Below are 23,662 nucleotides of genomic sequence, written 5' to 3' on the forward strand. Positions count from 1 at the left end.
CATGGACGTATGGCTCGAGGGGAAGAAGGTACGGCTGAACCCGGCGCACGCGCTGGGCAAGGGCGGCGAGGCGGACGTCTTCGATTTGGGTGACGGCCGCGCCCTCAAGGTGTTCAAACCGCCCGAGCATCCCGACTACACGGGGCTGCCCGCGGAGCAGGCCGCCGCGCGCGTCCGGCTGGATGAGCACCAGCGCAAGCTGCGCGCCTTCCCGGCGGGACTGCCCGGGCGTGTGGTGGTGCCGCAGGTGCTCGCCACGGACAAGAAGGGGCACACGGTGCTGGGCTATGCGATGCGCAAGCTCGACGCCGTGGAGCCGCTGCGCCGCTTCGGTGAGCCGTCGTTCCGCCGCGCCGGTGCCACGTCCGCGCGCGTGGTGGAGGTGCTGCGCGGGCTGCACCGGACGCTCGACGCCGTGCACGCGTCGGGTGTGGTGGTGGGGGACTTCAACGACCTCAACGTGCTGGTGGCGGGCGTGGCGGACGCGTACTTCATCGACGCGGACAGCTTCCAGTTCGGCGCGTTCCTCTGCCCGGTGTTCACCGAGCGGTTCCTGGACCCGCTGCGCGTCGGCACCGCCAGCGGCCTGGTGCCCGCGCGGCCCGCGTCGGCGGACAGTGACTGGTATGCCTTCGCGGTGACGGTGATGCAGGGCCTCTTGTGCGTGGGGCCGCATGGCGGCGTGCACCGGCCGAAGACTCCGGCGGGGCGCACGACGCCCGCGGGCCGGGTGCTCCAGCGCGTCACCGTCTTCCACCCGGAGGTGCAGTACCCCAAGCCCGCGATGCCGCTGGCCACGCTGCCGGACGACGTGCTGCACCACCTGCACCGCGTCTTCGTGGAGGACCTGCGCGGCGTCTTCCCGCTGCCGTTGCTGGAGGGACTGCGCTTCACCGCGTGCGCCTCGTGCGGCGTGGAGCATGCGCGCGGGGCGTGTCCCACGTGCCAGCCGAACGCTACGGCCACGGTGACGCCTGTCACCTCGGCGCGCGGGCAGGTGACGGCGACGCGCCTGTTCTCCACGCGTGGAGTGCTGGTGCACGCCAGTGCCGAGGACGGTGCCCTGCGCTGGCTGTACCACGCGGAAGGCGCGTACCGGCGCGAGGACGGGCGCGTCGTGCTGCGCGGGCCGTTGGACCCGTCGCTGCGGTGGGGGCTGCAAGGCGACGTCACGTTGGTCGGGCGGGCAGGGGAGGTGGCGGTGCTGGCACCGGGGAAGCCGGCGGAGCGCGTGGGGGTGGACGCGCCCGAGGGCCAGCCGGCCTTCGCCGCCAACGCGCGTCATCGTTACTGGGCCGCGGGAGGCGGCCTGTGGCGGGACGGTGCGTACGGCGCGGAGCGTATCGGCGACGTGCTGGAGGGGCAGACGCGCCTCTTCGTGGGGCCTCGCTTCGGGCTGGGCTTCCACCGGGCGGGCGGGCTGCGCGGGGCGTTCGTCTTCGACGCGGGGCGCACCGGGCTGAAGGACGGGCTCGCGCTGCCGTGGCCCTCGGGCCAGTTGGTGGATGCGGAGTGCATCTTCGACGGGCCGAATGCGTGGTTGTTCCTGGTGGAGCAGGCCAGTGGGCGCACGGTGCACCACTGCGTGGTGGTGGGCTCGGACGGGACGGTGCGCGCGAGCGCGGTGGCCGAGGCGGGTGACGGCTCGTGGCTGGGCAGTGGGCCTCGGGGACGGTGCGCGGCGGGGGATGCGCTGTTCTGTGCGACGGACGCGGGGCTCGTCCGGGTGGAGCTGCGGCAGGGCCGGCTGGAGGCCGTGCGCGAGTTCCCGGATGCCGAGCCCTTCGTGGACTCGGGCAGCCAGCTCTTCCTCGTGAAACAGGGGCTGGCGGTGGTGGGCCGGCAGGACATCTCCGCGCTGCGGATGTCCTGAGCGGAAGGAACGTTCCTTTCAACGCGCGCGGGCCGGGGGCCCTCGCGACACACAGGGGGTAGGACGATGAGGACGCAAATCAAGGAGCTGCCGCTGCCGGGGTTCTACAAGGCAGACCACGCGGGGCAGTACGGCTACGGGCCGAACGCCGGGAAGCTCCAGGAGGCCGCCGCAACCTGGCGGGCGGCGAATGACGTCTCCGTGGCGGCGACGGACAAGTTCAACCTGCACCTGCTGCTCATCGACGTGCAGAAGGACTTCTGCTTCCCCGAGGGCTCGCTCTACGTGGCGGGACGCAGTGGGCGCGGCGCGGTGGACGACAGCCGCCGCATCGCCGAGTTCATCTACCGCAACCTCGGCGCGCTCACGAATGTGACGGCGACGCTCGACACCCACTTCGCGTACCAGATTTTCTTCCCGTCCTTCTGGGTGGACCAGGACGACAAGCCGCTCACCGCGTACCGCGAGGTGACGCGCGAGCAGATTGAGCGCGGGCAGGCGCGGCCGAATCCCGCGATGGCGAAGTGGCTGTGCGGGGGCAACTACCCGTGGCTGCTCAAGCAGGTGAAGTACTACTGCGAGGAGTTGGAGCGAGCGGGGAAGTACACGCTGTACCTGTGGCCGCCGCACTGCCTGCTGGGCAGCGACGGGCACGCGCTGGCGGGCGTGGTGCAGGAGGCGCGGCTGTTCCACTCCTTCGCGCGCGGCATGCAGTCGTGGGCGGAGGTGAAGGGCGGCAACCCGCTGACGGAGAACTACTCGGTGATGCGGCCGGAGGTGCTGTCGCGGCATGACGGGCAGCCGCTGGCGCAGCGGAATACCCAGTTCCTCAAGACGCTGCTGACGGCGGACGCGGTGGTGATTGGCGGCCAGGCCGCGAGCCACTGCGTGAAGAGCTCCATCGACGACCTGCTGGGGGAGATTGTCGCGCAGGACGCGGCGCTGGCTCGCAAGGTGTACCTGCTCACGGACTGCATGTCGGCGGTGACGGTGCCGGACGGGAAGGGCGGCTTCGCGGCGGACTTCACGCCGCAGGCGGATGCGGCGCTGAAGCGCTTCGCGGACGCGGGCATGCACCTGGTGAAGTCCACGGACCCGCTGGCGAGCTGGCCGGACCTGCGCATCGCCTGAGCGGCACCTGACGGCAATCGAGTGAATGCGGGACCTGCTCCCTGACGGGAGTGGGAACGGCGGAGCCATGCCCTCCGGGAGAGGGCGAAGGAGCAGGGGACATGAGCAGCAAGGCGAGCGGTGGGAATGGCAGTGGCATTCAGCAACTCTTCAGCACCGCGCACGCGGAGGGCCTGCTGAGCCCGGCGGGGTTGCAGGCGCTGACGGTGGTGGACCTGGGGGCGCAGATTCAGGCGGGGCTCGGCGTGTGCGTGGAGGACGTGCAGGCCAGCGAGGTGGTGCTGGTGACGGTGATGCCGGATGACTCGGGGAGCATCTCGAATGCGGGGCACGAGAAGCTGGTGTGCGACGGGCACAACCTGGTGCTCGACGCGCTCCTGGCGAGCAAGCAGAAGGACGGGGTGCTGTTCCACACGCGCTACCTGAATGGGAATGTGCTGAACCCGTTCCGGCCGCTGGAGGACGTGGTGCGGATGCACTCGGGGAACTACCGGGCGGACCAGGGGACACCGCTGTATGACCAGGCGGTGGTGTTGCTGGGCACGGTGCTGGCGAAGTCGCAGGAGTTCAGCGGCAATGGCGTGCCGGTGCGGACGGTGACGCTGTTGATTACGGACGGCGCGGACATGCACTCGCAGAAGGCGAGGCCGAAGGACGTGGCGGCGCTGGTGAAGGACCTGCAACGGGCGGAGAATCACATCATCGCGGCGATGGGGATTGATGACGGGAGCACGGACTTCCGCCGCGTGTTCCGGGAGATGGGCATCGAGGACAAGTGGATTCTGACGCCGGGACAGAAGGCGCAGGAGATTCGGGCAGCGTTCCAGGTGTTCAGCCAGAGCGCTGTGAAGGTGAGCCAGGGCGCGGCGAGCTTCAGCAGGACGGCGCTGGGTGGATTCGGGCGGTGACGGGAGGTTGAGATGGACGAGCTGTTGAGCAGGAGCGCGGAGATGCTCAGGGAACGCATCGCGAGGAGCAACCTCGCGCTCCGGGCGTCGGAGTTGACGCGGCGCCACACGCAACAGGAAGGTCACAACGGTGGGCTGTACGGCGGCCCCATTGTCCACACGGAGTCCTTCGAGGAACGCGGGTTCGTGCTCGTGGACCGCTACACGCAGACCCGGGGCGAGAACCTGAACTTCGAGTTCTTCGGTGGGAGCTGTCTCGTGCTGTTGACGGATGGGAGGTTGGCCGAGCTGGAGCGGTCGGGCTCCAGCGGGTGTGACACCGGAGAGTGGAACGCCACGATGCGGTTCGTTTCGGCGGAAGAGGCGGTGAGCCGGTATGGCTTCGAGGCCTGCGTCGCGAGGCTCTAGCGGTAGGGAGGGGGCTGCGGGCCCCGCGCCGAGGTTTGGCTCACGCGCGGAGTGAAAAGATGGCCCCGAATGCTCCGAGGCCAACATTCAAGGGGCAAGGCTCTCGCCTGTCATGCCGAGTGCTCCGGTTCCGCTTCAGGCCCATGGCCTGAAGCGGTCATCTACTCGGAATATGGTCGTGGGGGGAGGCAGTGGACCCATTGCAGTTGTTGTCCACTGAGTCGCAGACCTCCGCTGCCCCTGGCTATGGAAGCTAAAGGCAGATATACTGTCCGTGGTCGAATATGCAGGCTCCTCCGCAGGCTAATTCGCAGTTGAATTGGCATCCAGGTTCATCCGCCTGTCCATTGCAATTGTTGTCTATTCCGTCGGGGCATATGTCAGCCATTCCAGGTCTGACATACGTGTCTCCATCGTTGCAATCGGTGTTGTTGAGCACGTAGCCGGCAGGTTGGGAGCAGGTATACACAGACTGGTTCGGATCCCCGTAGTTGTCGCCGTCTGCGTCACGGTGCCAGGTCGTACCCACGCCTTCATCCACTTGTCCGCTGCAATTGTTGTCCACGGAGTCGCAGACCTCTGTCGCCCCAGGCCTGATGCTCGCGTTGTTGTCATTACAGTCGCTGGCATTCGACACATAGCCACCAGGCTGGCCGCAGGCGGCGGTTGATGAGCTTGTATTTCCGTAACCGTCTCCGTCCGAATCACGGTAATAGGTCGACAGCACGCCTTCATCCGTGGAGCCGTTGCAGTTGTTGTCCGCGCCGTCGCAGACCTCAGAGGCGCCAGGTCGGGTGCTCGTGCTGGCGTCGTTGCAGTCCGCGCTGTTCGACACGTACCCGGAGGGTTGCGAGCACGCTTGCGTGGGCAGACCCGCGTTGCCATAGCCGTCGCCGTCCGCGTCGCGATACCACGTGCCCCCTACGCCCTCGTCCGTGGAGCCATTGCAGTTGTTATCCGTGCCGTCGCAGACCTCCGTGGCGCCGGGCTTGATGGCCCCGTTCCCATCATTGCAGTCGCTGGCATTCGACACGTAGCCGGCGGGCTGGCTGCATTTCTGCAGGGTGTTGGTCGAGGTGCCGTAGGTGTCGCCGTCCGCGTCGCGGTACCAGGCCATGGTGGCGAGACCCTCGTCCACGGCGCCACTGCAGTTGTTGTCCACGGAGTCGCACACCTCCGTAGCGCCGGGCTTGATGGCCGCATTGGAGTCATTACAGTCGTTGGAGTTCGACACGTATCCGGTCGGATGGGCGCACGCCTGCGTCGACAGCGCCGCGTTGCCGTGGCCGTCCCCGTCCGCGTCCCGGTACCACGTGCTCATCAGTCCTTCGTCCACCTGCGTGTCGCAGTCGTTGTCGACGCCGTCGCACACCTCCGCCGCGCCGGGCTTGATGGCCCCGTTACCGTCATTGCAGTCGGTCGCCACCGCGACGTAGCCCGCGGGCTGCCGGCAGTTCTGGACGGACTGGCTTCCATTGCCGAAGCCGTCCCCGTCCTGGTCGCGGTACCACGCCTGCGCGGGCAGGCCTTCGTCCACCTGGGTGTCGCAGTCGTTGTCCGCGCCGTCGCACACTTCCGTGGCGCCGGGGTTGAGGCCCGACTGCGTGTCATCGCAGTCGCCGGGATTGGAGGAGTATCCGGTGGGGCGGGCGCAGGCCTGCACGGATTGGGAAGCCAGGCCGTAATTGTCGCCGTCCTGGTCGCGGTACCACGCCTGGAAGGTCAGTCCGTCGTCCGACTGCCCGTTGCAGTCGTTGTCCTTGCTGTCGCATACCTCGGCCGAGGACGGCTCCTTCTGCACGCACTCGATGGCGCCGTGGGTGCAGTACGTCACGCCCTCGCCGCACACGCCCTGCTGGCCCGTTGCGCACGTCGCAAGGCCGCCAGGGTTGCCCTCGTCGGCCACACCGTCGCAGTCGTTGTCCAGGTTGTCGCACTGCTCGGCGGACGCGGCCTGGTTCTGCTGGCACACCACGCTGCCGTCGGCACAGGCCGTGGTTCCCGCCGCGCAGACACCCTGTTTTCCCGTCGCGCAGCCCTCACCGCCACTGGGGTTGCCGTCGTCGACCACACCGTCACAGCTGTCATCCATCCCGTTGCACAGCTCCGGCGCACCCGGGAAGGTGGTCGGCGTGTAGTCGTCGCAGTCCAGCTCCTCCACGAAGCCCGGAGACGGGTCACACGCCTGTTCGGCGATGTACTCGTCGCCGAAGCCGTCCATGTCGCCGTCGAAGTAGAACGTGTTGATGAGCAGCGTGGACACGGGCGCCGTCGTCGCCGTGGTGCTGGTGGTCCCCGTACCGAGCTGCCCCTGGCCATTGTTGCCCCAGGCCCACACGGGACAACCCGGGCGCAGCGCCAGCGAGTGCTGGGCACCCGCGGCGATGGCCTTCGCATTCGCGAGCCCCGTCACGCTGACGGCGGAGGCGCTGTTCGCCGTGCTGCTGTTGCCGAGCTGGCCGGAGGCATTGTGGCCCCAGGCCTTCACCAGGCCGTTGCCGATGATGACCAGCGAGCTGTTGTGTCCCGCGGCGATGGCCGTGACCGCGAACACGCCGCTCACCGGAGTGGGAGCCAGCACGGGCGTGGCGGACGTGCTGCCGGTGCCCACCTGTCCGAACGTGTTCTGACCCCACGCCCACACGTTGCCGAACTGCTCGTCGACGATGAGCGAGTGGCCCACGCCCGCGGCAACCGCCTTGGCGCGCGGCAGCCCCGTCGCCTGCGTCGGCGTCAACACCGTGGCGCTGGTGCTTCCCGTGCCCACCTGTCCGGACGTGTTCAGGCCCCAGCCCCACACCTTGCCATTCACGTCCAGCGCGAGCGCGTGGTTCACACCCGCGGCCATGGTCTGGAGGGTGGGCAGGCCCTGCACCACCGTGGGCGTGGCCACCGAGGCGCTCGTGGCACCCGTGCCGACCTGTCCGGAGGCGTTCTGCCCCCAGGCCCACAGCCGGCCATCCGTGCCCAGCGCGAGGGAGAAGTTCCCGTTGGCCGTGATGGCCTGGATGCTGGAGAGCGCCGCTACCTTCGTCGGCACCAGCACCGTCCCACCCGCGATGCCAAGGCCCGCCTGCCCGTTGGCGTTCTGGCCCCATACCCACACGTTGCCGCTGACATCCAGCGCCACCGAGTGGGCGATACCCGCTGCAATCGCCTTGATGGCGGGGAGCCCGTTCACCTTGGAGGGCTGGGACTGCGGCGTGCTGCTGGTGCTGCCTGTCCCCAACTGCCCGGCCACGTTCTGGCCCCATGTCCAGACCTCCCCGTCCTTCTTCAGGAAGAGGGAGTGGTAGGCACCGGCGGCCACGGTCTGTGGCACCTTCACCGAGGTGAGTTCGTGACGCGTTGTGGCGGCTTCACTGCCATCTTCGAGTAGGGGCTCCGGCTCACCGCAGCCCATGGCCGCGAAGAGGAGGACCGCCACACAGCCCGTGAGGCGGCTCCGTGGCCCTGCCAGGTCTTGTCTGCTCAAGGCACTGCTCCTGATCGCCATTCACGCGCCACCTCTCAGAGGGCTCGGGATGGCATTTCAGCGAGGGGCTTCCCATGGGACGGGGTGGCAGGAGACCCTGTTGGGGATTGGGGTAAACCCATACAGCGCGTTGTCCATGACCCTGTCCCGAAGGGGAGTGAGAGGCGGAGGCTTCGTCGTCCGGGAAGGGTTTCCTGGGACAATTGCCATGGATTTGTATCTGCTGAGCCTCTTGCAATAGATTCGTACAGCAAGTTCCAGCAAGGCGACTCGCCGCGTGTCAGGGAGCCGGACGACGGAGCTCCCATGGGCCGCGGGCAGATGATTCAACGCGCTGCGGTCTCGGCGACACGGAACCCATTCATGCCATCTACACCCGTGCGGCAGAGGCCGCCGCCGGAGGCTTGTCCTTCGCCCGAGGCCCTACGTGCGCCGGCTGCCTCTGGGGCCGACATCGCGACGCTCTATCTCCACCATGGGCGTGCCCTCCAACAGCGGGCACGCGCCCTGCTTGGCAGTCGGGACGAGGCCGAGGATGTCCTCCAGGAGGTCTTCCTCGCGATGGTAGCGAGCCCGGGGCTGCATCGCGGTGAGGCCTCCGCCTTCACGCTGCTGTACCAGATGGTGACCCACAAAGCGCTGGACCGGTGCCGCTCGCGGGCGCGCAGGCAGGGCTGGCTCGAACGAATGCGCGGGGGCTCCGAGTCTGGAACACCTGGCAGCCATGTGAGCATCGAAAGTGTAGAAGCAGCGCGGGACCTGCAACGAATGGCGCGCTCGGAAGCCCCGCGTGTGCTTACCGCGGCCCTGCTGCACTTCGTGGACGGCCACACGCAGGGCGAGGTGGCCGAGGTGCTGGGCGTGTCGCGGAGGACCGTGGTGCGAATGCTCGGGCAATTCGCGGGGCGGGCACGTGCCTGTTCCACGCAGCGTCACCAATGAGAGGATGTGGCGCGCCAGGCTCGGGACCTGGGAATCAAGCCGCTGCTGGAGAAGGTGAAGCGATGAACGACACCCTTCCACGTGCCGAAGCGCTTGTCCGGACCTTGCTGCTTCGGCGCTCCGGGGAAGAGCGCCTCAAGATGGGGGCGGACATGTTCTCCGCCTCCCGTGCGCTCATCGCTGCATCGCTGCGGGAAGAGGGACTGGTACCAGGCTCCGCCGAGTGGAAGCTCCGGCTTCTGGACCGGACCTACGGTTCGGAGATTTCGCCTGCCCATCGGCAACGTCTTCTTGCGCGCTGGCGCTCGGAGTCCGGAGCTTGAGTCACTCCGGGCACTTCCTCGACAAGTGCCCGGAGTCACGACCTTCTCAGTGCACGCGAGCAGGCGGCAGGTTGGACGGCGCCAGCCCACCCGACTTGAGCTGCGTGGCCGAGGGGCAGACCAGCGCCTTCAGGTCGTCCGCTCGCCGGCCCAGGTCGTCGAACACGCGCGTCGCGTGCGTCACCGGGTCCGTCACCGTCGTCCCCTTCAGGTAGGGCGACAGCACCGCCGCCTTGCCCGCCACTCGCGGCGCCACGTGGAGGAACTCCGTCTGCGTCTCCCCCGAGTGGCACCCGCTGCACGTGTTCATGGAGAACTTGTGCCGCGCCTCCGTGTTCACGCCCGGCGCCCTCCAGAAGAAGTCCAGCGGCGTCCTCGCCATCGCCCCCAGGAACGGATTCCCGTTCAGGCTGTTCGGCACCGTGTGCCGCTCCGCGATGATGTCCGCCTGGTTCTGCTGGATGTAGCTCGCCAGCGCCGCCGTGTTCTCGAAGTGCATCGCGGGCGTCAGCTTCACCGTCGCCGGCATCAGCCCCTGCGCCGTGAGGTTGAACTCACGCATCTCCCAGGGCTCGGCCAACGTAATCTCGTTGGTCCGAATCTGGTTCAGCGCGTTGCCCGCCTGGCGGCCCGTCATCACCCCCGCCTTCGCGAACCGGTCCGTCAGCGCCTGGAGCTTCGCGTTGTAGCCCGCGCTCCCCACCTTCCCCAGCGCGTGCCAGTCATTGGCCCACGTCTGGATGTCCGCATTCGTGCCGCCCGGCAGCGCGTACTCCAGGATGATGGTGAACTCGAGCGGCGCTCCATTCGCGTCCAGCACGCCGAAGACGAAGCGGCCCTCTCCCGCCTGGACTCCCGACTGGCGCAGGTCCATGCGGTTGACGATGGCCAGCAGCCGGAACGGCGCCTTGCTGAAGTCCAGCGGCCTGGACGCCCCACCGCTGCGCTGCTCCCACGGGCCCAGCACCTTCGTCTGCATCTCCTGCCGCGCCGGCAAATCCAGCCCGTTCACCACCTGCTTCGTCTGCCACGTCTTCAGCCACGCGCGCACCATGGGCGACGGGTCCTGCCCATTCGCCATGGCCTTCATCAGCGTTCCGAAGTGCCACGCGCCACCGGGCGCCGTGCGCACCGGGTCCTCCACCACCGACAGCGCCGTCACCATCAGCTCGCTCGGGCGGTCGATGGTGCACGCCGTCGACTGACACGCGTACGTGGACTCGCAGCCGTTGGCCACGTTGCCGTCGCAGTCGTAGTAGCCCGGCTCGCAGGTGTTGCCGCACGTCGCCGCCTGGCACACGCCCTGCGCGTAGTCGTTGTCCTGGCACGTCGTGCCGCAGGCCCCGCAGTGGTCCTCGTCCGTCGTCAGGTCCACCTCGCAGCCGTTGGTGGACTTGCCGTCACAGTCCGCCGTGCCCGCGGGGCAGCGCACTTCGTACGCCGGCCCTTCCGTGCACGTGGACTCGTTGCCCAGCGCGTCCCTCGCCGCGACGAACACGCGGTGGCTGTTGCCCAGGGCGAACGGCATCGTCGCGCTGAAGCGGCCCTCCGCGTCCGCCTGCACCGTCTTCGCCGGCGTCCCCGTGCACGCCACGTCGATGAAGATGCCCACCGTGGAGCCCGGCTCGGCCGTGCCCGTCACCGTGAGCTGGCGCCCCGTGCTCGTGTACTGCCACTTCGTGTCGATGATGACCGGCCCCGGGGGCGGCGTGGTGTCGTTCTGGTACTCCAGCGGGTTGGAGCACGCGGAGTCCTGGCCGTAGCCGCTCGCGTCCTTCGCTCGCGCGGACAGCGTCAGCTTCGCGTCCTTCGCCACCGTTCCCTGGAAGCTGAAGGCACCCGTGGAGTCCGCCGTCACCACCGCGTCCACCGGGCCCTCGCAGTCAGCTCGCTGGAAGAGCTCCACGGTGGCGCGCGGGCTGGCGCGCCCGTCGAAGATGGGCTGCAGGCTGAGCCCCGGCGAGCCGGGCCGCGTGCGCAGCAACACCGGCGTCGTGCCGCCCGTGCCGCCGCCGTACGGGTACTCCATCGTCGGGCTGCAGCTGGAGCCATTGCCGGCGGCGTCATACGCCCGCACCGAGTACGTCCCGCTGGAGGTGTTTGACGGCACGCTGATGGGCACCTCGCAGTACGCGCCCATGTCCACGGTCGTGTTTGCCACCTCGGTGCCCGTGCAGCCCGGGCCGCTGTAGACGCGCACGGTGGCGCCGGCTTCCGTCTCGACGGTGAGTGCATGGCCGTCGGTGGTGCCGTTCTCGGCCCACGCCGGTACCGGCGTCTGGGGCGGGGTGCGGTCCACGCGGACGAAGCCACCCGCGCGCTGGTTGTCGTCCTCGTTGTCCTCGTGCATCAGGAAGGCCGGGTCCACCTCGGCGACCAGCGTGTACCGGCCCTCGGAAATGGACGGCGCGGTGACCCAGGCCCACACGTCCGCGCACTCGCCCGCCAGGAGCCCGCCCCGCGAGCTCGTCGTCAGCAGGCGGTCCGTCGGGTCCACGAAACGGTCGGCGGAGAGATAGAAGGACACCTCCGTCAGGCCGAAGTCGGAGCCGCCGTTGCAGACGCGCGCTTGCACCTTCTGCGAGGTCGCCCCCAGGTCCGAGGGACCTGTCACGGAGTCGATGCGGAAGTCCGGAGCGCCAGAGCTCGTGTCCGGGTCCGAGGTGTCGGGCCAGTCGGAGTCGTCGTCCCAGTCCGAGTAGTCGTCGGAGGGAGGCTCAATCACACAGCCTACGAGGGTTCCCGCGAGCGCGAGTGCCCACCAGCGCTTTGCTTGCATGACAGGTGCCTTGGGGAGCCAGGGGAGATCCGGCCTTGGGGATGATGCGGTAGCTCCGCCGTGTCCCTGGACGGGAGCGCGCGCCGTTTATTCACGGAATTGAATGGGCGTGAGCCGGGGTAGGTTTCCAGGTCCATGTCCACCCACCCGCGCGTCCTCCTCCTCGCTGAGCGCTTCCCCCCGGATATCGGGGGGCTGGCTCGCAGTGGCGCGCGGACGGCGGGCTCGCTGGTGAAGCTGGGGGCGCAGGTGGACGTGCTTGCTTGGACGCGCACGGCGGCACCCGGCTCGCTCCAGACGGTGGACGACGCGGGCACCGTCACGCCCTTCGCGCGGGGCGTCACGCTGCATCGCCTGGGCCTGTTCGGCAGCACGGACCTGTCCATGCAGCACACGCTGGACGTGCTCGGGTACCTGCATGCGAAGCGGTGGTATGACCTGGTGTGGGGCCACTACCTGTCGCCGCCCGGGTTCCTCGCAGTCGTGTTCGCGGAGTCGGCCGGCATCGCTTCCACCGTCAGTGCTCGCGGCAATGACGTGGACCAGCTCATGTTCCCTCCCGGGGATTTTGCCCGGCTGCTGTGGACGCTTCAGCGCGCGGATGTGCTCACTGCGGCCTCGGCGGACCTGGGGCGGAAGATGAGCATGCTGCTGGGGAAGGATGCAGGCGTCGAGGTCATTCCCAACGCGGTGGACACCGACGTATTCTCTCCCGGCCCCGCGGACCCGGGACTTCGTGCGCGCCTGGGCATTGCTCCCGATGAGGTGGTGCTCGGCTTCTCGGGGGAACTGCGCCACAAGAAGGGGCTGCCGTTCCTGCTGTCCGCGCTCACGGAGGTGCGGCGCTCACGGCCCGCGTGCCTGCTCGTCATCGGCGAGGTACGGCCTCGTGACGCCGAGCACCTCGTCGCCTTCCGCGCCGAGCACCCCGAGGACGCCGCGCGGCTGCTCATCTCCGGGCCGCTCGACACACCCGAGGCCATCGCCGCGCACCTGCGTGTCTGTGATGTGTATTTGCAGCCGTCACTCTGGGAGGGCATGCCCAATGCGCTGCTGGAGGCCATGGCATGTGCCCGCCCCGTCGTCGCCAGTGACGCGGGTGGCATTCCCGAGGCCGTGGATCATGGACGCAATGGCTTCATCGTGCCCAAGGCGCTGCTCAATCACCTGGGGCAGGCGTGCCTCGATGTGCTCTCGCTGCCGCCCGAGCACCGTGCCGCGCTCGGCACCGCCGCGCGTCAGCGCATCGAGGCGGACTTTCAGGCGGAGGCCGAGGCCGAGGTGCTGCGGCGCGTGTTGGCCCGCGCCATTCCGACGGTCTCCTCATAGACGCTCCCGGGTTCAATGGGGCAGCGGGCCACCTTCGCCGCCGCCTCAGGCGGTGGGCTCGCCTCTTGTGGCTTCGGCCCTGCCCACGCCCACGCTTGGGGGAGCAGAAATGGCCGGAGTTTGGCGCCCGGAACGTTGGGAATTCATACTGACCCACGACGGCCATGCGCACGGGGCCTCGTCCGTGGTGCTGCCCTGGGCCCTACCACCGGGGCGGCTTGATGGGCAGCCGTACCGCGGGGTCTCCCAGCAGCACGTAGGCAGACAGGTCGTGTCGTGCCATCCACAGGTGGGCCCGGTCCACGAACTCCGGAGGCGGCTCGGCGCCGTCGTACCGGGCCACCGAGTCCTGCTGGTACATCATGGCCAGCCTCGCATCGACCGAGGCGATGGCGCTGGTCAGGGAGTAGAGACTCACGCCCGCGCGGCGGTGCTTCATCAAGTCGCTCAGGACGTTGGTGAATCGCGCCGCGTGATTGTTCCCCTCCACGTCGTGGTACGCGTAGGACCAGGCGAGGTCCACGTGGCCCATCACCGCCAGGGGACCCTCAGGGTTGGCGAGTGCCGCCTGGGGAAGGGCCGCGACGAAGGGGCGGCCGTCCAGTGGAGCCGAGCCGAGCACGGCCTCCAGGTGACCAGCGTCCTCGTCCACCTCCTTGAGACGCTGGAGCCAGGGGGCATACGTGCTGCGTGCCGGAGTGCCGGCTCCGAAGCAGGCGAAGTAGATCCACACGCCTCCGGGCAGGAAGGGGCGCCGGCCCACGGCGTCGGCGGTCAGTACCTGTCCGTTGCCCAGGACGAGGGCGCCCTGTCCCTGTCGTTGCTCCCCGGAAGAGGACCAGCCCGCCTCGGGGCCCCCATTCCCATGGCTGAGCGTCAGGAGTGCGGTGGGTGTGGACTTCGCCGCGCTGGAGAGGAGTTCCGTCGCAGAGAGGTCATGGCGCCTGCCCAGCTCCAGCACTTCGCTGGCCGGGAACTTCCCGCGCTGATACGACCGCTGGCAGTCGTTCAGGCTTCGCGAAATCAGCAGCTCGTGGCCATGCGTCGTCGCCACTGTGCCGTCATAGGCGGTGAAGAAGAGCGTCCGTGCCAGCTCTGTCCGGGGCGGCTCCTGCTCGGCGCGCAGGACCTTGTCGGCGTAGACCTCGAAGTCCTCTTCTCGGGAGAAGCTGAGCCGGCCCATGAAGCGGTCCACGGCCAGGTATTGCTGGAACTCGAAAGACACCTCGTCCGCGTCACCCAGGATGAGCAGGTACCGGGGCTGGCGCTCCGGTGGCAACTTCGAGAGCTTGAGCCGGAACTCCTCGGCCTCGAATGAAGTCATCCCGGGCGAGACCTTGTAGGTGGGGACCAGGTCCGGATGCATGTGCTGCTGGTCGGCCCGGTGCCGGCGGAGGCGTGCCACGCGTGCCAGCAAGCGCTCCCCCCTGGGGCCTTCGGGCACGACCAGGGCCCAGTGCTGGGACTGGAGGTCATTCATGTCCCCCGTGAAGTCATACAGGCTTCGTGGCTTCACCGGCTCAGCGGGCCGTGGCTCTCTGAAGACAGACGCCAACGGCAGCCCCTGGGACCGTACCGGGATGAGGCCGCCGCCGCGCGCGAGCAGGAGATGAAGGTTCATGGTGTCTCCCGAGGCGTCAGCGCTTGATGGGCTTGGGGGCCAGATAGCCTGGCGGAGTGCTGTCCGAGGTCGGCGGCTTGTCGCCACCCGTCTTGACCTCGAAAGGAGGCGGGCCATGCGTCACCTTCGCGCCCTCATCCTTTACCTGCTTGAGGAAGCGGTGCAGCTGCTTCTTGCCGGTTCCCTGGACCCGGAACACGTACTGGGGTGACGGCTCGATGACGCCATAGGCCATGAAGCTGTCGTCTCGCTTGTCCAGATAGACACGGCGCCCCTGCTCCGGCTGGCCCGTGAAGAAGGGGGTGCTGCCATCCCAGTCAGAGAAGTCCTGCACCGGTGCTCTTTCAGACATGTCGACTCCTTGTAGGGGCTGCGCTCGGACTCACTCGAAGAGGAGGATGCTGTCCACCCACGTCTCCGTGGGGCTCCGCTGGCGCCAGGCCAGGCGCTCGTTGCGCAGGGCCACCGCCGGGGTTTCTCCGTCGCGGAGCCGTGCGCGGATGGCATTGAAGAAGTCGGAGGCGCCCTTGTCGGGAATGCGGATGGTCGCGGCGAACACGCCGCGCGCGCCCGCTTCAATCAGCACGCTGGGGAGGCTCAGCGGCTCGTGGAGCACCGGAGCCGAGTGTCCGCCGTGGCACGCGGCGATGACGACCAGGGGGGCACCTTTGAGCTTCACCCTGCGCAGCTGCCGTGCCCGCAGCTCATCCGAGTCGGCCGCCGCGTTCTCCCTGGCGAGCACCAGGAAAGAGGCATCCGAGACCGGGCTCAGCAACCCGTGCGTCACCAGGTCAATCTCCGTGGCATCCTCCATCTCGCGGAGCACGCGGTCCGGGGTGGCGCGTGCACCTTCGAGCAGTCGCGGCTCCTCTCCGTTCCCGAAGGTCGCATTCCAGAAGAGGGCTGGCAGCTTGCGCCCGGAGTCGTACTCCACGTTCTTCACCACCAGATGGATTCGCCGGCCCTGCGGCGCCTGCCGGGCCGAGAGCTGCCTTCGGTAGCTCCACGCAAAGTCTGGCAACAGCAGCCCGCTGAGTCCCTGCAGGGGAGGCCGTGCAAGCACGTCCACCTTTTCGCAGGGCTGGAGCGCGGCCAGCGCCTCGGGCGGGACGAGGTCCGGCGCGTCCTTCTTCACGCGCTGCTTCCTGTTGCCCTCGTAGTAGCCGCGCGTCACCCTGTCCGCGCCGCGCGCCACCACGAGGCTCCGCTCGCTGTCCACGGTGAGCGCGAGCACACAGCGCACGGGGACGTCACCGCGCAGCTCCTCGCCGAAGAGGCGCAGTGCGGCCTCGAAGTCGTGTGCCTTCGCCTCATCGAGAATGAGGGCTGTATAGGCATAGGTCCTGGCATGCCGGGCGTCCTCGTCCTGGGGGCCCGCGGCGTCGGACTCACGGATGGCGTCGCGGAGCTGCGCTCGCCCCAGCGCTCGGTCCTTCTCCACGTGGAAGCGGCCCAGGGCGTGGAGAGCCAGGGCGTGTCTTCCCGGCGGCATCGGGCCTTCGGCGGCCACGGCCTCGCTCAAGGTCTTTTCATCCTTCGGGTCCGGCCGCTGCCGGGCGATGTCGGACAGGGCCGAGGCGCCGTGGAGGGTGAGCGGCCTTCCCGTGGCGAGCGCCCTGTCGATGGCCTCGCGGGCCCGGTCGAAGTCCAGGACGTGCAGCTCCAGGTGCGCCAGCTCCTGCTGGATGTAGTGCTCCTGGCGCTTGTCCCCCCGGGAGCGCTCGAGCGACTCGTGTAGGTACGCGCGCGCAACGACGGCGTCGTCGCGGAGGCGCGCGGCCTTGGCCAGCATCTCCAGGAACTGGAGCTGCCTGTCGCGCAGGTTGTGCTCCTGGGAGAGCTTCCAACCCGCCATGGCATGTCGCTGCACCTCGTCGGGCTGGAGGAACTGCGATTGAAGGTGGGCGAGGTCCAGCTCCAGCTCCATGCAGCGATAGGTGATGGAGGTGCGCTCGCAGAGCTGCTGGGCACGCTCTAGCTTCGCCTGGGCGCTCCAGAGGTCGCCGCTCCGGAGATGGTCATCCGCGCGTTTCTGGAGGGCGAGCAGCTCGAACCAGGGGTCCTGACTGACGCGAGCGAGCGCTTCGAAGGTGTCCAGGTGTTGGAAGACGGCGTCGGCGCGGATGAGGGCCCCGAGGACCAGGTCGTCTTCGCCCGAGTGCAGGAGCCGGGGGAGGAAGGCAGGCGTCAGCGGGTTGCGTGCGAAGTCCGGGAGGAGCGCGACGTATTCCCGCACCAAGGGGGCCCGACGGGCGAAGTCGCGCAGGGCGATGCGCTCGACATGACGCTGCAGCACCTTGTCGCCGGTGCCGGCGTCCAGCGTCTTCGCCAGGGGGAGCAGCGCGCGTACGTCTTCCGATGACGTCCGGGTCCGAACGGCCTCATAGAAGAAGAGGCGCAGCAGGGGAGAGCTGGCGAGCGGAGAGCCCTCCGCCAGGTGCCCCGTGGCAACCAGGGCCTTGCCGTCGTCCAGCGTGGTCCTCCAGCGGGTCTCCTCGTCCGAAGAACGTGAGTAGAGCTCCTCGGCCCGCTCAGCTGCCTCTTGAGACCAGCCTTCCTCCCGGGCCTGGGCTACCTCCTGGAAGTCTCGCGCCGCCAGCAGGGGAAGGCGCAGGGCCTCAAGGACGAGGGCGCGGTTCCAGCGCGCCTGGAGGTGCCCGGGATGCGCGGTGAGGAGCGGGTCCAGCACGCGGAGGGCCTCCTCGGGCCTGCCGAGCTCGAGGAGGGCGGCGGCGCGAAGGGATTGGGCGTCGGGTCCCTGCTCGCTCAGGGTGTCCAGGATGTCGAGGGTCTCCTGGGGCCGGTGCCAGGCCAGATACATGGCGGCCTGCCCCAGTCTGTCGCCCAGTTCCTTCAGACGGCCCAGCTCCTTGTTGGGCAGCTCCTCCCGCCGGGCGGTTCCGTCCATGAGCTGCCCGGACGTGGGACGGTGTGCATCCGCACGTGGGTCGCTGATGCGGGGCGTATTCCGGGTGCGGCCTGGTAGGTTCCAGGCCACCTTCGTGGCGGAAGTGTCGTCGTGACGGGCTCCGCGGCTCCCCAGGACAAGGGCCAGGATGAGCGCGCAGCCCGCGGCGGCCCAGGAGACGAGGTGCCAGCGAGGGGGGCGCCCGGGGCTCCGCGGCTGGGGAAGCGGCAGCTCCCGCGAGGACTTCCGCTCTCCCTGATGGGCCATGTAGCGCGCGCCCAGGCGCTCCAGCACGAGCAGGTTGGACAGCTGCGCCTGGCAGCGGGGGCAGTCCGGGAGGTGGTCTCGGAAGGCCTCGGCCGCCGGCGGCGATAGCTCTCCGTCCACGAAGGGCACGATGTTGTCGCACAGGGTGGACATGTCAGTGGTCTCCGGGGGCAAGGAATGGCGCCAGCAAGCGCAGGAGCTTCTTGCGCGCATCGCTCAGGCGTTTGCCTACGGCGCCAATGGGGATGCGTTCGACCTCGGCGATTTCGTGATAGCGCTTGCCGGCCAGGCGCAGCTCCAGGGTCTTCCGCAGCGCCGGGCTCAGCTTCTTCATGACCGCGGCGAAGTCCTCATCCGAGATGGTGTCGGAGAGCCGGGGTGGATCCGATGGTTGTCCCACGGTCAACCTCTCCAGGGTCGGGTCCACGGCGCCCTGCTTCTCGGACTTTCGCTTGCGGCAGAGGTCGATGAAGCAGTTCGCCATGGCGGTGATGAGCCAGCGCTCGAGCTCGTTCTCGGCGGGCAGCCGCGAGAGGCTCGCGAAAGACTTCAAGAAGCGTTCGGACCCCTCTTGAACGAGATCCTCGGCGTCCGCGCGGTCCCTACAGATGTTGTAGGCCTGCCGGTACAGCCAGGGCCGTATCTCCACGATGAAGGACTCGAGCTGGGGGTCCACGCTCCTCCTCGCTGTGCTGGTTCGGTCGGCCATGGCGTCTCGTTCGCACAGGCCAACGGGGGGCGCGCACTTTATTACCAGGGGAATTTCTGCCCAGGTTTCCGGTGACGTACCTCGCCGGAGGGATGGTGGCTGCGCGAGCGGGCCGGTAACAAAAACGCCCCCCTTCCGTTGTCACCGCGCCGGGGAAATTCCCCAGGAGACATCCACCATGAGCGCAGTCCAGCCGCCGCTGGAAATCATCCTGAAGTTCACCAGCAGCCGGGGCCTTACCGCATCCAGCTCGTTCTCCTGGGAGGAACGGGAGTACTTGGTGGAGGACATGGAAGGGGCAGGAGTGTCCGTTCGTTTCCCGTGGCATGATCCCCAGCTCCGTCAATCATTGAAGGCTCTGGAGAAGGCTGAGCCCGGCTCCGAAGCGCTCGAACGGCTCGGGCGGTTCCTGCGGGACCTCCTTCGTCCGACGCATTGGGCGCTCGAGGAGCAGAGGATAGAGGTCGCGCTGAACGCGCAGCCACCTCGGCCTGTTCATCTCACCATCCGCTCCGCCAACGCAGACGAGCTCTACTACCTCCCCTGGGAGTTGCTGCCGACGAAGTCGGGCATTCCGCTCGCGGGCCTGGAGAATTGCCTCCTCCGGTACGAATGCGTCCCCGTGACGCCCAAAGTGCGGTCACGCACTCCTCAAGGACGCATCCTGTTCGCCTGGTCCGGGGCTGGCGGGTGGGTTCCAGCCGCTGAACACGAAGCGGCCATTCGCAAGGCCTGCGAGAGAGTCCAGCTTCGTTTCGATCCGAAGCTGGACGTACTCAATGAAGTGACTCGAAAGCGCCTGGTGGAGAGGTTGAATGACCCAGACCGACCGGTCACTGCTCTCCACCTGCTCTGCCATGGCACCCAGGTGGCCGATGGCGCGTATGGTCTGGCCATCAATTCGACAGAGTCGTCCGAGCCGGTAGACCGCATTGATGCCACGGAGCTCCGCGACTTGATCTTCTTGTCCCCGGGCTCCCGCTCGCTACGCCTCGTGACCCTCTGCTCCTGTCAGGGAGGGGATGCGGGTACTCCAGCGCACCTGCTTGGGGGCGTTGCCCGCATGTTCCACCAGCAGGGGGTTCCCGCTGTCGTTTCATCTCGCATGCCACTGACGGTGGATGGATCCAACATCCTTACCGAAACGCTTTATGAAGGGCTGCTCGCTCAGCAGGACATGCGCTCCGTGCTTCACACGGTTCGGAGCAGGCTCCGGAGCGAGGTGAAGTCCAGGGACTGGGTTTCGCTCCAGTTCTACGCAAAAGCAGGTGACGCGACGGCGCTCACTCCTTTCAGCGAGCCGCCGCCGCCCGCTCCGGTTTCATCTTCCCGGAAGCTCATCATCATTCGCCATGAAGCCCACTCCAAGGTCTCGGTGGATCCTGAACCGGCGGACGCCCCGGCACTCTTCGCGGGCAGGCAGCCCCGGTGGGTTGCCATTGAACAGACACAACGACTGGCTCAGCGCGATTGGAGGAATCTGCAGGACGAGGTGAGCCGGCTTGCCGCGACCGATGGTGAGCTCCGGCGGGCCTACGAAGAGCGGGACGCAGATGTGGCCTACTATGGCTTTCCCCTCGTACCGCTGGCGGCTCTGGCCGGACACCTGGCGAAGCACCGTCCGGTGCATGCCTTGGAATATGTGTCCGACCGGTACCGCTGGGAGGCGGGCACCGACACGTCCTCCCCACCCATGGAAATCGAGGTGGAGCCCCGGGACTCGGGCAGTGCCGCGCGACTGCGCGTTTCCGTCTCCGCGCCGGTCAGTCTGGACGAATGCCGGGAGGTGCTGCCCGACTCGGAGGTTGCACTGGACCTGCACTTCAAGCTGCCTACGCCCAGGCGCGGCAGTGTGCGCCGGGAGGAACAGCTCAAGGCGTATATGCAAAAAATCCAGGACACGCTCGATGAGTACATCTCAGGCAATCCACCCCGCCCCTTGAAGAGCGTGCACGTCTTCGCTGCCGTTCCCGTGAGCGTGGCATTCCATCTGGGGCGGGCACTGGCAGCGACCTGGATGCCGGAGTGCTTTGTCTACAACTACGGGAGGCTGGAGAAGCCCGCCTACAAGTGGCGGCTGAGCCTCCAGGCCGCCGAGCAGGGGCGTCGCTCCGTCAAGATTTTCAAGTAGTCGTGGAGGCAATGACACACATGGCAGATATCCAGAATCAAATCATCGACTTCGACAAGAACATCCGCCTCAGCCTGGAAACGGAGGAGAAGACGCTGAGTGAAAAGCGGGAAATCATCCTGGGCAAGCTCCGGGACAAGTTCGCGGAGATGCGGGCGGAGAAGAAGCCGGTTCCGAAGTTCACCGACTTCAACCAGGGCAGCTACGAGATGGACACGGGTATCCGGCCCGCGAACGGGGACTACGACATCGACGTGGGGCTGTGCTTCAACTGCTCCACGGCGGACTACCCGAACCCCGTCGACCTCAAGGTCCTGGTGGCCGACGTCCTGGAGGACCACACCAGGCTGGGCACGGAGATCCGGAAGTCGTGTGTCACCGTGAACTACATGGTGGATGGCAAGAAGGCCTTCCATGTCGACCTCGCCGTCTATGCCTATGACGACGCCCAGTCCGAGTCGAAGAGTCTCTTCCTCGCGAAGGGGTACCGAGACTCGGACGAGGACAATCGCTGGTGGGAGCCGTCGGACCCGCGGGGACTCATCAACTGGGTCAAGACCCGCTTCCAGGATGCCGAGCGGCAGCAGTTCCTGCGCGTGATTCGCGCCCTGAAGCGATGGAAGACGGAGAAGTTCAAGACCGATGGTCAGAACGCGCCCTCGGGCATCGGGCTCACGGTCGCGGCGGGAGAGTGGTTCCAGCCCGAGGTCTACTTCGATTCCTACGAGAGGCGGAGCTACTCCGACGACCTCAAGGCGATGCGGTACTTCGTCGGCAAGATGGTGGACAAGTTCCATTACATCGGCACGAAGGATGACGGCTCCCCGCTCTACCGTCTCAAGGTGCTGGTCCCGGTGGCCCCGCGGCTCGACATCTTCGAGAGGATGACGGATGGCCAGATGACGACCTTCCGCGACCGCCTCATCCAACTCCGGGATCGTCTGGATGAGGTGGCGAACGAGCCTGATATCGTGCGCGCCTGCCAGTTGATGCGGCAGGACTTCGGTGAGGAGTTCCCCGTCCCCGAGAAGAAGGATACCGGACGGTCCGGCGCCAAAGCCGTGGTCTCCAGCGGAGTGGCGGCATGAGCCCTGTGCCTCCGGTAGTACCGAGCCCGGCACCGATGTCGCACGAAGAGGTTCTTCAGCGCCTTGCGCGGAGCGGGTTGCTGGAGGACTGCCAGGTGGCGCGGTCACCATCGGGGGCCTCGGCGCGGCCGGAACTGTCCGGGGAGTGGACGCTGACGGGACACACGAAGCTCAGCGCCCATGTGGTGACGCTGAGCGTCCACCTTCCCGCGAAGTTTCCCTGGTGCCTGCCCGAGATAGGGCTGGAGGACGTCCAGCCTCCGGTCGTGTCACTCCCGCACCTGATTGCTCCGAACCAGCTGTGCTTTCCCGAGGATACGAACCTGCTGGACAGTGACGACCCCTATGCCATTGCGAGGGAGTCGCTCGTCTATGCCCGCGAGCAGCTGGGCCGCATGCTCGAGGGCAATCCTGGGGCGGAGTTCGCACAGGAGGCGGTCGTCTATTGGCGCTCGCGGGCCGAGGCGTCCGCGGACTGCGTCGTCTCCGCAGGAGAGTTCCCTTCTCGAATCGTGGCTCTCTTCCAGCAGGGACGGCTGCTGGCTGTCGCCGACAGCCCCGACGTCTATGGACGTTCGAGACCCGAGCGCAGCGTGCACGGACTCAAGCAGAGGGAGGCCATCTACGTCCCCCTCGGTTCCGTCGAACCCGAGCAGGACTTCCATCCCATGGAACTGACCACGCTCGCGGGCCTCCAGAAGCATGTCCGGGCCATGCCGAAAGAAGCGCGCCGCTGGCTCTCTCGGGTGCAGGGACGAGAGTTGCTGCTGGTGCTCGGGCTGCGGAGGCCGTGCGGAGAGCGTGCGTTGCTTGGCGTCCGCCTGGTGGATGTCCAGGGCGGGAATCCATTGATGGACGCAGGGGCCCAGGCCCGCGTCGAGCCTATCGACCTCCAACGCAGGGACCACGCCTTCCTCGCCCCGCGCGGTGGGGCTGGAACGGACCTGAAGAATCGCAAGGTGCTCCTCGCGGGATGTGGTGCGGTAGGTGGCTACATCGCGCTCTCACTCGCGCGGGCCGGCGTCGGGGAGCTCTCGCTGGTGGATTCGGACTTCTTCACCCTGGAGAACACGTACCGGCATGCATGTGGGATGGCGTGGCGTGGCCTCCCGAAGGTCGATGGCCTCCAGCGCGAGCTCGAGCGCACCATCCCCTATGTCTCGGTGAAGGCATACCCCGCGGAGATCGAGGCGCTCATGGCGCAGCGACCCTCGGTGCTGCGCGAGCACCACCTGGTCATCTCCGCGCTGGGTCATCCGACCACCGAGCTCTTCCTGAACCGGCGCATCTGGTCAGACGCCACGCACCCTCCCGCGTTGTTCACCTGGCTGGAGCCGATGGGGCTCGGAGGCCATGCACTTCTGACGCATCTGCATGCAACACGGGGGGCCGTGCGCGGCTGTCTGAAGTGCCTCTACGCGCGCACTCCGGGGGGAGGTGCCATCAGGAATCGCGCCTCGTTCGCGATGCCGGGGGCCAGCTATACCCGTGACCTGCTGGGCTGTGGCAGCAGATACCTTCCTTTCTCGGATCTCGATGCCCAGCGCACCGCGGAGCTGGCCACTCGCCTCGCGCTGCAGGCGCTCCGCGGCGAGGCCGTGGGCGCCCCGTTGCTGTCATGGAAGGGGGAACGCAAGGCGTTCGAGCAGGAGGGCTATACGGTCACCCCACTCTATACGGCGGAGCCTGACCCCTCCGGATACGTCCGTGAAGACTGCCCGGAATGTGCCCCGAGATGAGTGCCGAGGAGGGGAGGGTGTTCCGGCGCAA

Annotated in this window: 17 protein-coding genes and 1 pseudogene; 10 read left to right on the forward strand and 8 right to left on the reverse strand. The window is 67.8% G+C overall.

Annotation, left to right across the window (positions count from 1 at the left end):
• Position 1: 1 nt before the first annotated feature.
• The 4 genes from OV427_RS22825 to OV427_RS22840 all read left to right on the forward strand — a co-directional run bounded on the left by OV427_RS22825 (position 2) and on the right by OV427_RS22840 (position 4,320).
• On the forward strand, positions 2 to 1,873 hold the full coding sequence (locus OV427_RS22825) for a hypothetical protein (RefSeq protein WP_267858260.1): 1,872 nt from the start codon (positions 2 to 4) through the stop codon (positions 1,871 to 1,873).
• Positions 1,874 to 1,939: 66 nt separating this feature from the next.
• The gene (locus OV427_RS22830) at positions 1,940 to 3,004 is read left to right on the forward strand and encodes a nicotinamidase (RefSeq protein WP_267858261.1); all 1,065 of its coding nucleotides are present in this window, start codon (positions 1,940 to 1,942) and stop codon (positions 3,002 to 3,004) included.
• Between the two features lie 101 nt (positions 3,005 to 3,105).
• Positions 3,106 to 3,912 (forward strand): hypothetical protein, encoded by an 807-nt coding sequence (locus OV427_RS22835; RefSeq protein ID WP_267858262.1) that lies wholly within the window; start codon positions 3,106 to 3,108, stop codon positions 3,910 to 3,912.
• A 12-nt stretch (positions 3,913 to 3,924) separates the two neighbouring features.
• Complete coding sequence (locus OV427_RS22840) at positions 3,925 to 4,320, forward strand: hypothetical protein (RefSeq protein ID WP_267858263.1); 396 nt, start codon at positions 3,925 to 3,927, stop codon at positions 4,318 to 4,320.
• A gap of 157 nt (positions 4,321 to 4,477) precedes the next feature.
• Here the strand turns inward: OV427_RS22840 and OV427_RS50815 are convergent.
• From OV427_RS50815 to OV427_RS22850, 3 genes and pseudogenes are all read right to left on the reverse strand, one after another.
• Positions 4,478 to 4,564: pseudogene (locus OV427_RS50815) on the reverse strand (MopE-related protein); the annotation flags it as partial.
• Positions 4,565 to 4,573: 9 nt separating this feature from the next.
• Positions 4,574 to 7,795 carry a MopE-related protein gene (locus OV427_RS22845; RefSeq protein WP_267858264.1) on the reverse strand — a complete coding sequence of 1,074 codons (3,222 nt, stop codon included), beginning with the start codon at positions 7,793 to 7,795 and terminating at the stop codon, positions 4,574 to 4,576.
• Positions 7,796 to 8,218: 423 nt separating this feature from the next.
• Complete coding sequence (locus OV427_RS22850) at positions 8,219 to 8,380, reverse strand: hypothetical protein (RefSeq protein ID WP_267863602.1); 162 nt, start codon at positions 8,378 to 8,380, stop codon at positions 8,219 to 8,221.
• Between OV427_RS22850 and OV427_RS22855 the strand changes: the two genes are divergently transcribed.
• Both OV427_RS22855 and OV427_RS22860 read left to right on the forward strand, forming a co-directional pair.
• Positions 8,303 to 8,737 (forward strand): RNA polymerase sigma factor, encoded by a 435-nt coding sequence (locus tag OV427_RS22855; protein WP_267863467.1) that lies wholly within the window; start codon positions 8,303 to 8,305, stop codon positions 8,735 to 8,737. The genes OV427_RS22850 and OV427_RS22855 overlap by 78 nt on opposite strands.
• Positions 8,738 to 8,799: 62 nt before the next feature.
• The gene (locus OV427_RS22860) at positions 8,800 to 9,060 is read left to right on the forward strand and encodes a hypothetical protein (protein WP_267858265.1); all 261 of its coding nucleotides are present in this window, start codon (positions 8,800 to 8,802) and stop codon (positions 9,058 to 9,060) included.
• A gap of 46 nt (positions 9,061 to 9,106) precedes the next feature.
• On the opposite strand, the gene OV427_RS22865 is transcribed toward OV427_RS22860, so the two are convergent.
• Positions 9,107 to 11,785, reverse strand: a complete 2,679-nt coding sequence (locus tag OV427_RS22865) for an Ig-like domain-containing protein (RefSeq protein ID WP_267858266.1) — start codon at positions 11,783 to 11,785, stop codon at positions 9,107 to 9,109.
• 189 nt (positions 11,786 to 11,974) lie between these two features.
• Here OV427_RS22865 and OV427_RS22870 point away from each other — a divergent pair, with 189 nt between their 5' ends.
• Positions 11,975 to 13,168, forward strand: coding sequence for a glycosyltransferase (locus tag OV427_RS22870; RefSeq protein WP_267858267.1), 1,194 nt, complete (start codon positions 11,975 to 11,977; stop codon positions 13,166 to 13,168).
• Positions 13,169 to 13,370: 202 nt separating this feature from the next.
• Here the strand turns inward: OV427_RS22870 and OV427_RS22875 are convergent, their stop codons facing one another.
• Genes OV427_RS22875 through OV427_RS22890 form a run of 4 tightly spaced genes read right to left on the reverse strand, consistent with a single transcriptional unit; the run spans position 13,371 to position 18,640 of the window.
• On the reverse strand, positions 13,371 to 14,789 hold the full coding sequence (locus OV427_RS22875) for a hypothetical protein (protein WP_267858268.1): 1,419 nt from the start codon (positions 14,787 to 14,789) through the stop codon (positions 13,371 to 13,373).
• A gap of 16 nt (positions 14,790 to 14,805) precedes the next feature.
• Positions 14,806 to 15,141, reverse strand: a complete 336-nt coding sequence (locus tag OV427_RS22880) for a hypothetical protein (RefSeq protein WP_267858269.1) — start codon at positions 15,139 to 15,141, stop codon at positions 14,806 to 14,808.
• 30 nt (positions 15,142 to 15,171) lie between these two features.
• On the reverse strand, positions 15,172 to 18,117 hold the full coding sequence (locus OV427_RS22885) for a CHAT domain-containing protein (RefSeq protein WP_267858270.1): 2,946 nt from the start codon (positions 18,115 to 18,117) through the stop codon (positions 15,172 to 15,174).
• Between the two features lies 1 nt (position 18,118).
• Entirely contained in the window at positions 18,119 to 18,640 is a 522-nt protein-coding gene (locus OV427_RS22890; protein WP_267858271.1) for an RNA polymerase sigma factor, read from the reverse strand.
• A gap of 211 nt (positions 18,641 to 18,851) precedes the next feature.
• Here OV427_RS22890 and OV427_RS22895 point away from each other — a divergent pair, with 211 nt between their 5' ends.
• The 3 genes from OV427_RS22895 to OV427_RS22905 all read left to right on the forward strand — a co-directional run bounded on the left by OV427_RS22895 (position 18,852) and on the right by OV427_RS22905 (position 23,631).
• On the forward strand, positions 18,852 to 20,804 hold the full coding sequence (locus OV427_RS22895) for an SAVED domain-containing protein (RefSeq protein ID WP_267858272.1): 1,953 nt from the start codon (positions 18,852 to 18,854) through the stop codon (positions 20,802 to 20,804).
• Positions 20,805 to 20,824: 20 nt separating this feature from the next.
• Positions 20,825 to 21,892: a nucleotidyltransferase gene (locus OV427_RS22900; RefSeq protein ID WP_267858273.1), complete on the forward strand. Its 1,068-nt coding sequence runs from the start codon at positions 20,825 to 20,827 to the stop codon at positions 21,890 to 21,892.
• A 95-nt stretch (positions 21,893 to 21,987) separates the two neighbouring features.
• Positions 21,988 to 23,631: a ThiF family adenylyltransferase gene (locus tag OV427_RS22905; RefSeq protein ID WP_267858274.1), complete on the forward strand. Its 1,644-nt coding sequence runs from the start codon at positions 21,988 to 21,990 to the stop codon at positions 23,629 to 23,631.
• Positions 23,632 to 23,662: the final 31 nt, after the last annotated feature.

The sequence above is a fragment of the Pyxidicoccus sp. MSG2 genome (assembly GCF_026626705.1).
Taxonomy (GTDB): Bacteria; Myxococcota; Myxococcia; order Myxococcales; family Myxococcaceae; genus Myxococcus.

Excerpts from the sequence above, each read along its gene's own strand:
- OV427_RS22860 (WP_267858265.1), top strand. The coding sequence starts at position 8,800 with ATGAACGACACCCTTCCACGTGCCGAAGCGCTTGTCCGGACCTTGCTG.
- OV427_RS22875 (WP_267858268.1), bottom strand. The coding sequence starts at position 14,789 with ATGAACCTTCATCTCCTGCTCGCGCGCGGCGGCGGCCTCATCCCGGTA.
- OV427_RS22825 (WP_267858260.1), top strand. The coding sequence starts at position 2 with ATGGACGTATGGCTCGAGGGGAAGAAGGTACGGCTGAACCCGGCGCAC.
- OV427_RS22830 (WP_267858261.1), top strand. The coding sequence starts at position 1,940 with ATGAGGACGCAAATCAAGGAGCTGCCGCTGCCGGGGTTCTACAAGGCA.
- OV427_RS22885 (WP_267858270.1), bottom strand. The coding sequence starts at position 18,117 with ATGTCCACCCTGTGCGACAACATCGTGCCCTTCGTGGACGGAGAGCTA.
- OV427_RS22840 (WP_267858263.1), top strand. The coding sequence starts at position 3,925 with ATGGACGAGCTGTTGAGCAGGAGCGCGGAGATGCTCAGGGAACGCATC.
- OV427_RS22880 (WP_267858269.1), bottom strand. The coding sequence starts at position 15,141 with ATGTCTGAAAGAGCACCGGTGCAGGACTTCTCTGACTGGGATGGCAGC.
- OV427_RS22850 (WP_267863602.1), bottom strand. The coding sequence starts at position 8,380 with ATGCAGCCCCGGGCTCGCTACCATCGCGAGGAAGACCTCCTGGAGGAC.
- OV427_RS22870 (WP_267858267.1), top strand. The coding sequence starts at position 11,975 with ATGTCCACCCACCCGCGCGTCCTCCTCCTCGCTGAGCGCTTCCCCCCG.
- OV427_RS22895 (WP_267858272.1), top strand. The coding sequence starts at position 18,852 with ATGAGCGCAGTCCAGCCGCCGCTGGAAATCATCCTGAAGTTCACCAGC.
- OV427_RS22835 (WP_267858262.1), top strand. The coding sequence starts at position 3,106 with ATGAGCAGCAAGGCGAGCGGTGGGAATGGCAGTGGCATTCAGCAACTC.
- OV427_RS22900 (WP_267858273.1), top strand. The coding sequence starts at position 20,825 with ATGGCAGATATCCAGAATCAAATCATCGACTTCGACAAGAACATCCGC.